The organism is Celeribacter sp. PS-C1 (genome assembly GCF_019429625.1).
Classification (GTDB): domain Bacteria; phylum Pseudomonadota; class Alphaproteobacteria; order Rhodobacterales; family Rhodobacteraceae; genus Celeribacter.
Genome location: NZ_JAHXRW010000004.1, coordinates 269082 through 282818, shown reverse-complemented (window position 1 = coordinate 282818; position 13737 = coordinate 269082). Strand labels below are relative to the sequence as shown.

General features: G+C 60.0%; 9 protein-coding genes. 8 read left to right on the top strand and 1 reads right to left on the bottom strand.

Annotated features, from left to right (window positions below):
- Nucleotides 1-17 precede the first annotated feature (17 nt).
- Entirely contained in the window at nt 18-1352 is a 1335-nt protein-coding gene (locus J5Y17_RS08135) for a sigma-54 dependent transcriptional regulator (RefSeq protein ID WP_219784735.1), read from the top strand.
- 84 nt (nt 1353-1436) lie between these two features.
- Here the strand turns inward: J5Y17_RS08135 and J5Y17_RS08130 are convergent, their stop codons facing one another.
- On the bottom strand, nt 1437-1985 hold the full coding sequence (locus J5Y17_RS08130; protein WP_219784734.1) for an NADPH-dependent FMN reductase: 549 nt from the start codon (nt 1983-1985) through the stop codon (nt 1437-1439).
- Nucleotides 1986-2692: 707 nt separating this feature from the next.
- On the opposite strand from J5Y17_RS08130, the gene J5Y17_RS08125 reads away from it, so the two are divergent.
- From J5Y17_RS08125 to J5Y17_RS08095, 7 genes are all read left to right on the top strand, one after another.
- Nucleotides 2693-5695: a ribonuclease E/G gene (locus tag J5Y17_RS08125; RefSeq protein ID WP_219784733.1), complete on the top strand. Its 3003-nt coding sequence runs from the start codon at nt 2693-2695 to the stop codon at nt 5693-5695.
- Nucleotides 5696-5860: 165 nt separating this feature from the next.
- A complete protein-coding gene (locus J5Y17_RS08120; RefSeq protein ID WP_219784732.1) occupies nt 5861-6613 on the top strand; it encodes a cytochrome c biogenesis CcdA family protein in 753 nt (250 codons plus the stop codon).
- 60 nt (nt 6614-6673) lie between these two features.
- Nucleotides 6674-7894 (top strand): hypothetical protein, encoded by a 1221-nt coding sequence (locus J5Y17_RS08115; RefSeq protein WP_219784731.1) that lies wholly within the window; start codon nt 6674-6676, stop codon nt 7892-7894.
- Nucleotides 7891-9270 (top strand): cytochrome P450, encoded by a 1380-nt coding sequence (locus J5Y17_RS08110; RefSeq protein WP_219784730.1) that lies wholly within the window; start codon nt 7891-7893, stop codon nt 9268-9270. The genes J5Y17_RS08115 and J5Y17_RS08110 overlap by 4 nt, the downstream gene beginning before the upstream one ends.
- A 151-nt stretch (nt 9271-9421) precedes the next feature.
- Entirely contained in the window at nt 9422-10468 is a 1047-nt protein-coding gene (locus J5Y17_RS08105) for a cysteine synthase A (protein ID WP_219784729.1), read from the top strand.
- On the top strand, nt 10465-12927 hold the full coding sequence (locus tag J5Y17_RS08100) for a DUF3772 domain-containing protein (RefSeq protein ID WP_219784728.1): 2463 nt from the start codon (nt 10465-10467) through the stop codon (nt 12925-12927). The genes J5Y17_RS08105 and J5Y17_RS08100 overlap by 4 nt, the downstream gene beginning before the upstream one ends.
- On the top strand, nt 12924-13676 hold the full coding sequence (locus J5Y17_RS08095) for an alanyl-tRNA editing protein (protein WP_219784727.1): 753 nt from the start codon (nt 12924-12926) through the stop codon (nt 13674-13676). The genes J5Y17_RS08100 and J5Y17_RS08095 overlap by 4 nt, the downstream gene beginning before the upstream one ends.
- The last annotated feature ends 61 nt before the right edge of the window (nt 13677-13737 follow it).

The window sequence follows — 13737 nt, the reverse complement described above, 5'->3', positions numbered from 1 at the left end:
AAAAAGGAAGAACACCCATGGCGACGGCAATGAAGATCGCGATCGTCGATGACGAACAAGATATGCGCCAATCCATCAGTCAATGGCTGGCGCTGTCGGGCTTTGACACGGAGACATTTTCCAGCGCGGAAGATGCGGTCAAATCTTTGGGCCCCGATTATCCGGGTGTGGTCATCACCGACATCAAGATGCCCGGCATGGATGGCATGCAGTTTCTCAAAAAGCTGATGAGCACCGACAGCGGGTTGCCGGTCATCATGATCACCGGCCACGGCGATGTGCCGATGGCGGTGGAGGCGATGCGGATCGGGGCGTTTGATTTCCTTGAAAAACCGTTCAACCCGGACCGGATGACGGAACTGGCAAAGAAAGCCACCAACGCCCGGCGTTTGACGCTCGACAATCGGGCCTTGCGCCGCGAATTGTCTGACGGCACCGGCATCATGAACAAACTCATCGGTGCGTCTCCGGTGATGGAGCGGCTGCGCGAGGACATTCTCGATCTCGGCCAGGCTGACGGGCATGTGTTGATCGATGGCGAGACGGGGACGGGCAAGACCTTGGTCGCCCACGCTTTGCATGCGGTCGGCACGCGGGCCTCGAAGAAATTCATCACCTTCGCCTGCGCGGGGCGCGACGAGGCCGATTTGACGCGGCGGCTCTTTGGGCCGGACCCGGACGGGCAAATTCAACCGCTCATTGAGGAAGCGCGGGGCGGGACCTTGGTGCTTGAAGACATCGAGGCCATGCCAATGACGCTTCAGGCGCGTCTCTTGAAGTGGATCGACGAACAGGGCACGCCGCCGGAGACGCGCATCATCGCGATCTGTAACCTTCAGGAACAGGGGCGGACCTGTGAGTCTGCGCTACGTCCCGACCTCTATTTCCGTCTCGCCGCGATGAAGATCACCACGCCGCCGCTGCGCTCGCGTGGAGAAGACATCCTGTTGCTGTTTACGCAGCTTTCTCAGCAATTTGCCGAGGAATACGGCTGCGACGCGCCGGAGGTCTCCGCGCAGGAGGCGGCCCAATTGTTGCAGGCGCCTTGGCCGGGCAACATCCGTCAACTGATCAATGTTGCCGAACGCTCGGTGCTGCAAAGCCGTCGCGGGTCTGGCTCGATCACCTCGCTTCTGCTGTCGGAATCTGACGCGCCGGAGCAGCAGACGATGACCACCGAGGGCAAGCCTTTGAAGGAATATGTCGAGGCCTTTGAGCGCATGTTGATCGACAACACGATGCGCCGCCACAAGGGTTCGATCGTGGCGGTGATGGACGAGCTGTGCCTGCCGCGCCGGACGCTGAATGAGAAAATGGCCAAATACGGATTGCAACGCTCGGATTATCTCTGAGCTGGGCCCTGAACATCAAAACCCGTAAACATCAAAAAAGGCGCCCCGCATGGGACGCCTTTCTTATATCTGAGCGAGGGAGCCTCAGATGTGGTCTGCCACCCATTTCGCATAGGCTTCGAGCCAGGATTTGAGGAAATCCTCGGTGCCTTCGGTGACGATCTTGCCGTCCTCGTCAAAGAGGTTCCAAAGGTTGCCGATATAGGCCTCGGGCTGTTGCATGGCGGGCATATTGAGGAACACCAGCGGCTGGCGCAGGTGGTGGTTGGCGCCGAAACCGCCGATGCCCGACGGGCTTGCGGTCACGATGCCGGCGGGTTTGCCCGTCCAGGCGCTGTCGCCATAGGGGCGAGAACCCACATCCAGCGCGTTTTTGATCGCGGCGGGCATGGAGCGGTTATATTCCGGGGTCACGAAAAGCACACCATCAGCGGCTTTGATCTCTTTGCGGAAGCGCACCCAGGAGGCGGGCGGCGTGTCGGTGTCGAGATCTTCGTTGAAAAACGGCAGGTCGCCGATCTCGACGAAATCGAATTCAAGGCCCTCAGGGGCGATTTTGGTGAGCGCTTTGGCGAGCTTAAGGGTCTGAGAGTCCTTACGGAGCGAGCCAACGAGAACAGCGATACGGGTCATGATACATCCTTTCGGGTTGCGCAGAGTTCTGCGCTTTTTTGCTAAGTGTTGATGGTCAATCTAGTTTTTTGAGCGAAAATAAACAGTGAAACTTATGTGCAGCGCAGCACCCGACCTCTGTTTGATTGCACATTGAAACCGCTTTTCGGTGCGCAGGTGAGAAGGCTTTCGTCGGGTGGTCTGGCGCTATTTTTTGCGGCGAAACGTCTTGATGCCGGGTTTCCAAGGGCGAAAATGTCGTTTCCATGAATTTGCGTGTTGTCTAAAGGCACATGCATCACTACTGATATAAGAACGCAGGTCCGGTGGCATTCCCGCCCGGAAACCGCGTGTGAAAGATTCGCTGTATGCGTGTGTTGGAGGCCCGGGGTCGCGAAAACGATCGACTGTAAGGCGCCGCCCGCAGAACAGACCGATACCGCCGCATGGAATGACAAAACCTCGGCACGAACCGTCCCGAACACTCCTTATCAGGACAAGCGGGATTTAAATGGGCGCAAGAGTGACAGAGATCACGCGATGCGCCGGAGAAGAAACGCGATGCAACGCGCACAGGCACGAAGAAACGCAGACACGGGGCCCTTTGGCCGCCGTCCGTTTGCGACCGCTGCCTCTGCCGACCCGCTCGCCCCAAAACATCACCCGGAAACCTGTGACGCTTCTTTCAGGAGGGGCGCGCCCGTTTCGGGTGCCGGAAGACAAATTCAATGGCAAAGAAAATGCTCATCGACGCCACCCACGCGGAGGAAACCCGCGTTGTGGTGGTCGACGGAAACAAGGTCGAGGAATTCGACTTTGAATCGGAAAACAAACGCCAGCTTGCTGGCAACATCTACCTCGCAAAAGTAACGCGCGTCGAGCCGTCGCTGCAGGCGGCTTTCGTCGATTACGGCGGCAACCGCCACGGCTTCTTGGCGTTCTCGGAAATCCACCCGGATTACTATCAGATCCCGGTCGCGGATCGTGAGGCCCTGTTGGCCGAAGAGCTGGCCTACGCAAAAGCTCAGGAAGAGGAAGACGAGAAGCCGAAACGCTCTCGTCGCCGCCGCTCGCGGTCGCGCTCAAAATCTGATGAAGTTCGGGCCGAAGAGGTCAAAAGCGAAGACGCCGTGGAGACCAAAGAGGTCGATCTGCCTGCAGAAGATGTGGCAGAGGCTGAAAACGCTGCGTCGGTCTCGGGCATGGATGTGATCGAACCCGAAGGCTCCGAGGCGGATGCGCTGATCGCAGACGAGCCGCAGGCGGAAGACATTTCGGAAGACACCAACGAGGCGACCGTCGAAGAGGGCACATCGCCTGCCTTCACCGTGCAGGAAACGCCGGTCGAAGAACCGGAAGATGCGCCGGAAGCCGAGGAAGCGGTCTTGGACAGCGACGATTCTGACGATGAGACCGCGCAGGAAGACGCTTCCGACGACGCGGACGACTCTGATGACGAGTCCGACGACGAAGATGGTGACGACGAAGAAACCGCCGCCGAGAAGGACGATTCCATCGAGAGCGTCGCTGACGACGACACCGACGAGGAAGTGCGCCCGAAGCGCAAGCCGCGGCCGCGCAAGTATAAGATCCAAGAAGTCGTCAAAGTGCGTCAGGTCATGCTGGTGCAGGTCGTTAAGGAAGAGCGCGGGAACAAAGGCGCGGCTCTGACCACCTACCTGTCGCTTGCTGGTCGCTACTGCGTTCTGATGCCGAACACCGCGCGTGGTGGGGGCATTTCGCGCAAGATCACCAACGCCGCAGACCGCAAGAAACTCAAAGAGATCGCAGGCGAGTTGGAAGTGCCGCAGGGCGCTGGCCTGATCATCCGCACGGCGGGCGCTCAGCGCACCAAGACGGAGATCAAACGCGATTACGACTATCTCAAACGGATGTGGGAACAGATCCGCGAACTGACTCTCAAATCTTCCGCACCGGCGAAGATTTACGAGGAAGGCGACCTGATCAAGCGTTCGATCCGCGACCTCTATAACAAGGACATCGATGAGGTCTTTGTTGAAGGCGAGATGGGCTATCGCGAGGCCAAGGACTTCATGCGCATGATCATGCCGTCCCACGCCAAGAACGTGAAACATTACGCCGACCAATTGCCGCTCTTTGCGCGCTATCAGGTCGAAAGCTACCTCGCGGGCATGTTCAACCCGGTGGTTCAGCTCAAATCCGGCGGCTACATCGTGATCGACGTGACCGAAGCCTTGGTCGCTGTGGACGTGAACTCGGGCCGCGCCACGAAAGAGGGCTCGATCGAGGACACCGCACTCAAGACCAACCTGGAGGCCGCCGAAGAGGTGGCGCGTCAGGCCCGTCTGCGCGACCTCGCCGGTCTGATCGTCATCGACTTCATTGACATGGAAGAGCGCCGCAACAACACGGCGGTCGAGAAGCGTCTGAAAGACAAGCTGAAAACCGATCGCGCGCGCATCCAGGTCGGCCGCATCTCGGGCTTTGGTCTGTTGGAAATGTCGCGTCAGCGTCTGCGCCCCGGCATGTTGGAGGCGACGACCCAGCCCTGTGCGCATTGTCACGGCACCGGTCTGATCCGTTCTGATGACAACATGGCGCTGTCCATCCTGCGTCAGTTGGAAGAAGAGGGGACGCGCAAGCGCTCCCGCGAGGTGCTGCTCAAGGCGCCGGTGGCCATCGTCAACTATCTGATGAACCAGAAACGCGAAATGATCGCCCAGATCGAAGCGCGCTATGGCATGGCGATCCGCATCGAAGCCGATCCGTTCTTGATCTCGCCGGATTTCACGATCGAGCGCTTTAAAACCGCGACCCGCGTGGTGCCGGAAGTGAGCACGACGGTGATCTCCGCTTCCGCCGATCTGATGTCGGATTACGACGAAGACGAAGCCGAGGATCAGGTCGAGGATGAGGTGAACGAGGCCGAAGAGGGCGCCGCTGAGACTGCGGAAGAGACCTCTGAGGACCAAAAGCCGAAGAAACGTCGTCGTCGTCGTCGTCGTCGCAAGTCGCGCGATGAAAATGGTGAGAACGGGTCCGAGCAGGGCGAAAACGCTGAGGGTGAAACCTCTGAAGAGGCTGCGGAGGCCCCGAAAGAGGCCGAGGCCGCTCAGGAAAGCTCTGACGACAATTCTGAGGCCAACCCGGCCGAAGAGGCACCGAAGAAACGCACCCGCAGCCGCCGCAAAAAGGCAGAGCCTGCCCAAGAGGCGGCTTCTGAGGGGAGTGCCGAAGCATCGGAAGAGGCCGCAGAAGCGCCTGTCGAAGAAAAGCCGAAGCGCACCCGCACCCGTCGCAATAAGGCCGAGGAGCCTGCTGCGGAAGCCACAGGTGAGGCCGCTGCAGAAGAGGCGCCGAAGCCCAAGCGCAAGCGTCGCACCAAGGCGGAGATCGAGGCCGATAAGGCTGCGAAAGCTGCGGCTGAGGCGGAAAAGGCTGCGGCAGAAGTTGCAGAGCAACCGGCCGTTGAGGCTTCGCCTGAGGTCACTTCGGAAGAGGTGACGGCAGAGGCTGCGCCGGAGCCAGTGGCTGAGGTTGTGGAGGCGCCGGTGGCAGAGGTGTCTGCTGAGGTCGAGACAGTTGTCGAGACTGCGGCTGAAACTGCGCCTGAACCTGTAGCAGAGAGCCCGGCAGAGCCGGAGGCCCCAGCGGTCGCAGCAGAGCCTGAGCCCGTAACAGAGGCCGCCAATGCCGAAGCCGAGCCTGAGGCCGATAAGCCGAAGCGCAGGGGCTGGTGGAGCCGCTGAGATAGCGACGGAATGATATGAAGCGGCCGGGCACAGTCCCGGCCGCTTTCATTTGCCCACCTGCCCGATATGCGAACGCGAGCCCGACAGGCGCAAACGAGAATGTGAGCCGCTGCGACAGTCACAACGCTGGTCAGAACGACTTTCCTGTGGCATGAGCAAAACATGTTCGGAATTGATCTCTTTGACGCCACGCTTCTGCCCTCCATGCTCGTCGCACTCGCGGCGGGGATGGTGTCTTTTCTGAGCCCCTGCGTCCTGCCCATCGTGCCGCCCTATCTGGCCTATATGTCCGGGATTTCCATGGGGGAACTCACGGGCGGCGGTAAAGCCTCGCGCAAGGCGATCTTGCCCGCTTTGATGTTCGTTCTGGGGCTGTCGACGGTCTTTCTGTTCATGGGCTTCACGGCCTCGGCCTTCGGTATGTTTTTTCTGAAAAATCAGGTGCTTTTCGCGCGCATCTCAGGTGTCGTGATCATCATTTTGGGCCTGCATTTTCTCTCCGTCTTTCGCATTCCGATCCTCGACCGCGAAGCGCGTCTTGACGCAGGCGACAAGGGCGGCACCGCTCTGGGCGCATACGTCCTGGGTCTCGCGTTTGCCTTTGGCTGGACACCTTGCATCGGGCCGCAACTGGGCGCGATCCTGTCGATGGCGGCCTCCGAGGGGTCGGTCTCGCGCGGCACCACGCTTTTGGCGACCTATGCGGTCGGGCTGGGGCTGCCTTTCCTTTTGTCCGCGATTTTCATCACCCGCGCAGTCGGTCTGATGAATCGCCTGAAACGCCACATGGGCCTCATTGAGAAGATCATGGGCGGGCTTCTTTTGCTCGTCGGTCTGCTGATGGTCACCGGCGCCTTCTCGCGTCTGTCTTATTGGCTTTTGGAAACCTTCCCGGCGCTCAGCCAGCTCGGCTAAAAGGGCTTAAATTCTCTTATGACCCACGCTAGTGTTCCGGAAACGTTGAAGGTTTTCGGTATGAGCGATCAGGGGCATGAGGTGAGGCGACGGCGGGTGTTCTACATCCCCGGATACGACCCCATTCCACCGCGCCGCTACCGCGAGCTGTATCGCAAGGAGGGCGCCGCGCAGGCAGAAATCTCCGGATACAGTTTGTCTCTTTCTCCGAAAAAAGGCGGTAATTTCGGTTGGACCGCCCGTGGCGAGATCGAGGGGAGCCAGACCCACAGCGAGATCGACGTGCTCGTCTGGTCTGATATTGTGCAGGACAGCATGGAGGCGGGGGTTTTCCGCACCTATCTGATCCTGTTGCGCACCACCTGGATCTACATCTCGACCGGCGCGCTGTTTCGCCTGATGAAGCTCAGGCGCGGGCCGGTGATTGCGGCGCTTTACCCGATAGGTGTGTTGCTGGCTCAGCTGGTGCTCGCGCTGTTGCTTGTCTGGGCACTCACTTGGATCGCGGGTCTCATCGGGGCGACTTGGGCGGGCTTCGCGCTCGGACTGGTTGCGGGTTATACGCTGTTGCGCTGGTTCAAGGCGAAAGACGGCAAGCTCTTCGCTTATTACCTGATGCACGATTACGGCTTTTCGGCGCGCTGGTGCGGGGCCAATCCGCCAATGCTCGACGCCCGCATGGCCAAGTTTCGCGCCGAGATCGCAGAAGCTCTCACACAAGACTGGGATGAGGTTCTGCTCGTCGGACATAGCTCCGGTGCGCATTTGGGTGTGTCGATTCTGGCCGATCTGATCCGCGCGGGCGAGGTGCCTGAGAAAGGGCCCGTTCTGTCCTTTCTCACCCTCGGTCATGTGGTCCCGATGGTGTCCTACCTGCCGGAAGCCAAGGTGCTGCGCCGCGATCTGGCCTATCTCTCGACGCGGGACGAGGTGTTCTGGCTCGATGTTACAGCGCCGGGTGATCCGTGCTCTTTCGCGCTCTGCGATCCGATCAAGGTTTCCGGTGTCGCCCCCGAAGGTCAGAAATGGCCGCTGGTGATCTCCGCCGCCTTCACTCAGACGCTCAGCCCCGAGAAACAGGCCACGATGAAGCGCCGTTTCTTCCGGCGGCATTTCCAATATCTCTGCGCTTTTGATCGGCCCGGCGACTACGACTATTTCAAAATCACCGTTGGCGGCAAAACTCTGGCCGCGAGATTTGCGGAGGCTATGCCAAGCCCCTCGCGGATCGACACACCGGCCAATAAGTTCACAGAGATGGCACCGGAGGGCGCGCGATGATCCCGCCAAAACCCACCCCGCGCCCCGAGAAAACCAGCCTGCGCAATTACGTCAAACTGTTCCGCAAGGACATTCTTTCGGCGCAACCGGCCAAGCTCTATCGCGCCTGGATGGCGGAATATAAGACGCCGTTTTTCCGCAGCTTTCTGGTCAATCAGCCCTCTTTGGTGAAACGCGTGCTCAATGAGGAGCCGATGAATTTTCCCAAATCGGGGCGTGTGGCTGAGGGGCTGCGGCCCTTGCTCGGCAATTCGGTGTTTCTGACCAACGGCGAGACTTGGCTCAAACAACGCCGCATCATCGATCCGGCGTTTGAGGGTGGGCGGCTCAAAGACACGTTTCCGGCGATGCTTGGGGCAGGGCAGGCGATGGTGGCGCGGATCAGGGATCAGGTCAGGGACCAAAAGGGTCCGCTCGATATTGAACCCTATGCCTCCGAGGGCGCGGCGGATGTGATTTTCCGCACGCTGTTCTCGATCCCGATCACCCATGACACCGCCTCGAAAGTCTTTGAGGAATTCCAAGGCTATCAACGCGCCCAGCCCATTCTCAACATCGCCGCCTTCATCCCGTTGCCTACATGGCTGCCCAGGTTTCATCGCAAGCGCACGCGCGAGGGCGCCAAGGCGATCCGCAAGCTGATCACCGATCTGACCTCGCAACGGATGGCGGAGATCGAGGCAGGAACGGCGCCGGATGATCTGGCAACGAAGATCATGACCACCGCCGACCCGCAGACTGGCGCGCGGTTCGACACCGACGAGATGGTTGATCAGGTGGCGATCTTTTTCCTCGCGGGGCATGAAACTTCGGCCACGGCGCTGGCTTGGGCGCTTTGGCTTTTGGCGGCGAATCCGAAGGTTCAGGACCGTGTTGCCGAGGAGGCACTGAGCTTGCCCGAAGCGCCGACATTCTCCGATCTCTCGAAACTGCGCTTTACCAAAGATGTGTTCCGCGAAACGCTGCGGCTCTACCCACCGGTGCCCATGATGGTGCGTGAGGCGAAATGTCCGGTGCGGCTTCGCGAACGCGACGTGCCCAAAGGCGCGCAGATCGTGCTCTCGCCTTGGCACCTTGGGCGGCATGAGATTTTTTGGGACCGCCCGGATGAATTCGACCCGGATCGGTTCAAAACCGAGAACGGTAAAATCTGTTTGCGCGATGCCTATATCCCGTTTTCTTCGGGGCCTCGGGTCTGCACCGGTGCGGGCTTTGCCATGGTCGAGGGGCCGCTTTTCCTCGCGCTCATGCTGCGTGCTTTTCGCGTCGAGACCGTTGCCGACAAGACGCCCGTGCCCGTCGCGCATCTGACGGTGCGCTCGAAAGAGGGCGTCTGGCTGAAACTGACACCACGCGACGGCGCTTTGCGAGGGTGAAAATCCGCGCGGTGCAGCAGCTTCCGGCAAACGCACGTTCCGGCATTTTGTGAAAAAACGGAACAGCCTCCCTGTCTCTCTGGCGCTGTCTTGAGTTCGCGGAATGCACGTCCTACACATTCAGGGACTGCGAGATTTAAAGGATATATCTATGTCTGCTCCTTCTGCCCTGAAACGCGATATGATCGACAGCATCGGCAACACGCCCCTGATCCGGCTCAAAGGCCCGTCGGAGGCGACCGGCTGTGAGATTTACGGCAAGGCGGAATTTATGAACCCAGGCCAGTCGGTCAAGGACCGCGCCGCTTTGTTCATCATTCAGGACGCGCTCGCGAAGGGCACGCTGAAACCCGGCGGCACGATCGTCGAAGGGACGGCGGGCAACACCGGCATCGGTCTGGCGCTTGTGGGCTCTGCTTTGGGCTTTCGCACCGTCATCGTGATTCCGGAGACGCAGTCCCAAGAGAAAAAGGATATGATCCGTCTCGCAGGTGCGGAACTCGTTCAAGTACCCGCTGCACCCTATAAGAATCCGAACAATTACGTGCGCTATTCCGAGCGTCTGGCCGCTAAACTTGCACAAAGCGAACCAAATGGCGTTATTTGGGCCAATCAGTTCGACAACGTCGCGAACCGCCAGGCGCATATCGAAACGACGGGCCCGGAGATCTGGGATCAGACCGGCGGCAAGGTCGATGGCTTTATCTGTGCGGTGGGCTCCGGCGGGACGTTTGCGGGCGTTGGCATGGCGCTTCAGCCCAAGGGCGTGAAGATCGGTCTTGCCGATCCGATGGGGGCCGCACTCTATAGCTACTACAAAACCGGCGAGTTGAAATCCGAAGGCGGCTCGATCACCGAGGGCATCGGGCAGGGGCGGATCACCGCCAACCTCGAAGGATTCACCCCGGATTTCGCCTATCAAATCCCGGACGAAGAGGCGCTTCCGGTTGTCTTTGATCTGTTGGAACACGAAGGTCTCTGTGTTGGCGGTTCCTCGGGCATCAACGTCGCGGGCGCCATGCGCATGGCGCGCGAGATGGGGCCGGGGCATACGATCGTCACCATTCTGTGCGACTATGGCACGCGCTATCAGTCCAAGCTGTTCAACCCGGAGTTCCTCAAGGAAAAACAACTTCCTGTGCCCGAATGGCTTGACCGTGGACCGCGTGATCTGCCTGACGTATACGAAGGGGTATGATCAGACAGTTCCTACGCCGCTTTATTCTGATTCTCGTTCTGGCCCTGCCGTTGTCGGCAGTGGCGCAGGACGGGTCTTCTCCCGATTACAATCAATGGGAACGCGAGGCCAGCGCCGCGGAAAAGCAGATTTCCGCAGGCGACACCTCGAACGCCGCGCTGGAGGACTTGCGGGACGCGCTCGTGACCTGGCGCGAAAGCTTTCTCTCCGCCGAGGGCGTAAATTCCACGAGAATTGAGACGCTGAAGGCTCAGATCGAGGCCCTAGGCGCAGCACCGGCCGAGGGCGAAACGGAAAGCGCGGAGATCGCTCAGCGCCGCCGGGAACTGAACAGCCAACTGGAGAGCGCGCAAGCGCCGATCAAAGCGGCCGAAGAGGCTTATACCCGCGCCAACGGGCTGATTTCGGAAATCGACAAGACCCTGACTGAGCGGCAGGCCGATGCGCTGATGAGCCTCGGTCCAAGCCCGCTCAACCCGACGCTCTGGCCCGCGGCCTTTAGTGCGCTGGCACAGACTGGCGTCACGGGCTGGACGTCGATTGTCGAGAACGCCGGCTCGCAAACCGGGCGCAGCACCTTGAAAACCAATGGCGCGATGATCGGGCTCACGCTTTTGGTGGCGCTGATTTTCATCACGCGCGGGCGGCATTGGTCGGAAAATATCACCGCATGGGTGCGCCGCCGTGTCTCGGGGGAGGCAGGCAAAGGCGTCACTGGCTTCCTGGCCTCTTTGCTACAAATTCTGATGCCGCTGATCGGTTTGGTTTCGATTTACGTTGCGGCGACGCTGACGGGCGCTTTGGGCCCACGCGCCACTGTTGTGATGTCGGCGATCCCGCAAATCGGCCTAGTGTATTTCTTCTGGCGCTGGATCGCCGGGCGTCTTTTCTACGCCACGGAGACAGAAGAACCGATCCTCGATCTGGGCGCCGTGCGCCGCGTCGAGGCGATGACCATGGGCGCTTTGGCGGGCATGATGTCGGTACTCAACGATGTGCTGATCGAGCTGGCGGATATCGACAATTACACACCTGCCACCTTGGCGGTTCTGACCTTCCCTCTGGTGGTGGTCGCGGGGTTTGCCCTGTTCCGACTGGCGCGAATTCTGGCACCATCTAAGGCAACAGCCTCCGAAGAAGAGCCATCCGAGACCCCGGTGGAGGGGCAGGGCTTTGGCTCTTTGATCCTGCAAACCATCGCCCGCATCGTGCTGATTGCCTCGGTAATTGCGGTGCTCTTGGCGGCGACGGGCTATATGGAAGCGGCGAAAAGCATCGTTTTCCCGCTCTTGCGCTCGCTCGGTCTCATGGGTTTTGTCGCGGTGCTCTCGCGGCTCGGCTACGACCTCTATGCGCTAGTGACCCGTCAAGAGGAGAGCGCAAAAGAGGCGCTTATCCCGGTTTTAACCTCCTTCCTGATTGTCGTTCTCTCCCTGCCGTTTTTCGCGCTGATCTGGGGTATGCGTGAAGATCAGCTCTTGGAACTTTGGGTGCAGATCAACGAGGGCGTGTCCTTGGGCGGTGTGACCATCTCGCCCGGCGTGTTCGTGACCTTTGTCATCGTCTTCATGATTGGCCTCGCCGCCACGCGCCTGTTCAAGGCGGCGCTCAGAAGCACCGTGCTGCCGAAAACCAAACTCGACAAGGGTGGTCAGAATGCGATCATCGCGGGCGCCGGATATCTTGGCGTCTTTCTGTCCGGCATCATTGCCATTGTTTCAGCGGGGATTGACCTTTCGGCGCTGGCGATTGTCGCCGGTGCGCTGTCTCTCGGCATCGGTTTCGGCCTTCAGAACATCGTGCAGAACTTTGTCTCCGGCATCATTCTGTTGATCGAGCGCCCGATTTCGGAAGGTGACTGGATTGATGTGGGCAACGGCCAGATGGGTTTCGTGCGTGACATTTCCGTGCGTTCGACGCGGGTCGAGACCTTTGACAAGACCGACCTGATCGTGCCGAACGCCGATCTGATTTCCAACCAAGTGACCAACTACACGCGCGGCAATCTCATCGGTCGGGTGATCGTTCCTGTGGGCGTCGCCTATGGTACCGACACGCGCAAGGTCGAGGCGATCCTGCGGGAGATCGCCGAGGACCAGCCGATGGTCGCGATGAACCCGGCGCCGCAGGTCTTGTTCCTGAATTTCGGCGCAGATGCGCTGGAGTTCGAGATCCGCGCGATCCTGCGCGATGTGACCTATATTGTGGCCGTGAAAAACGACATCAACCACGCTATCGCGAAACGCTTTGCCGAGGAAGGCATCGAAATTCCCTTTGCGCAGCGCGACATCTGGCTTCGCAACCCCGAGGTACTGTCGCCAAAACCGGCAGCAACAAATCCGGTTCAGACAACTGAGAGCGCAGCGGATGAGGCGCCCAGCAAGGTGGATTCTCGGATGCTCGAGGACAAGGATTTCAACGAGGATGCGGAGGGCGACGCGGACGGGGACAGCACATGACGGCGCTGTTGTTTCGCGAGGATGCCTATCTGCAAGAGGCCGAGGCCAAGGTGCTGCGCCACACTTCCGAGGGGGGCGTGGTGTTGGATCGCACGGTCTTTTATCCCACCGGAGGCGGCCAGCCCGGCGACAGCGGGCGGTTGGATTGGTCTGAAGGGGGCGTGAGCGGTGGTCTGACCATTGCCACGACGGTGAAAGGCGCGCCCAACAGCGCCCGCGACGAGATCGTCTTGATTCCCGCCGAACCTGCGCCTCTGCCGCCCATCGGCACCACAGTGACCCAGCGCCTCGACTGGATGCGTCGTCATCACCACATGCGAATCCACACCGCGCTGCATCTGTTGTCCGTCGTTCTGCCTTATCCCGTGACGGGCGGGGCGATTGGTGCGGAGAGGGGCCGGCTGGATTTCCAGATGCCGGAGCCCATCGCAGATAAACAGGCGCTCGAAGACGAGTTAAACGCGCTGATCGAGCGCGATCTGGTCGTCTCAGAGGATTGGATCACTGACGAAGAGCTGATCGCCAATCCGGCGATTGTGAAGACTATGTCGGTCATGCCGCCGACCGGGCAGACCCAGACGCAGGGGCGCGTGAGGCTGGTTCGGATCGGGCAGGGGCGGGATCAGATTGACCTGCAACCCTGCGGCGGCACGCATGTGGCGCGCACCTCTGAAATCGGCCGTATCCGCATTGGCAAGCTCGAGAAAAAAGGCCGCGACAATCGCCGTGTGTCGATCCTGTTGGATTGAGTTCATCTCCTTGTTTTTATGGTGAAAAGTCCCGTCTGTGCTAAGGCGGTTTTGCGGAACG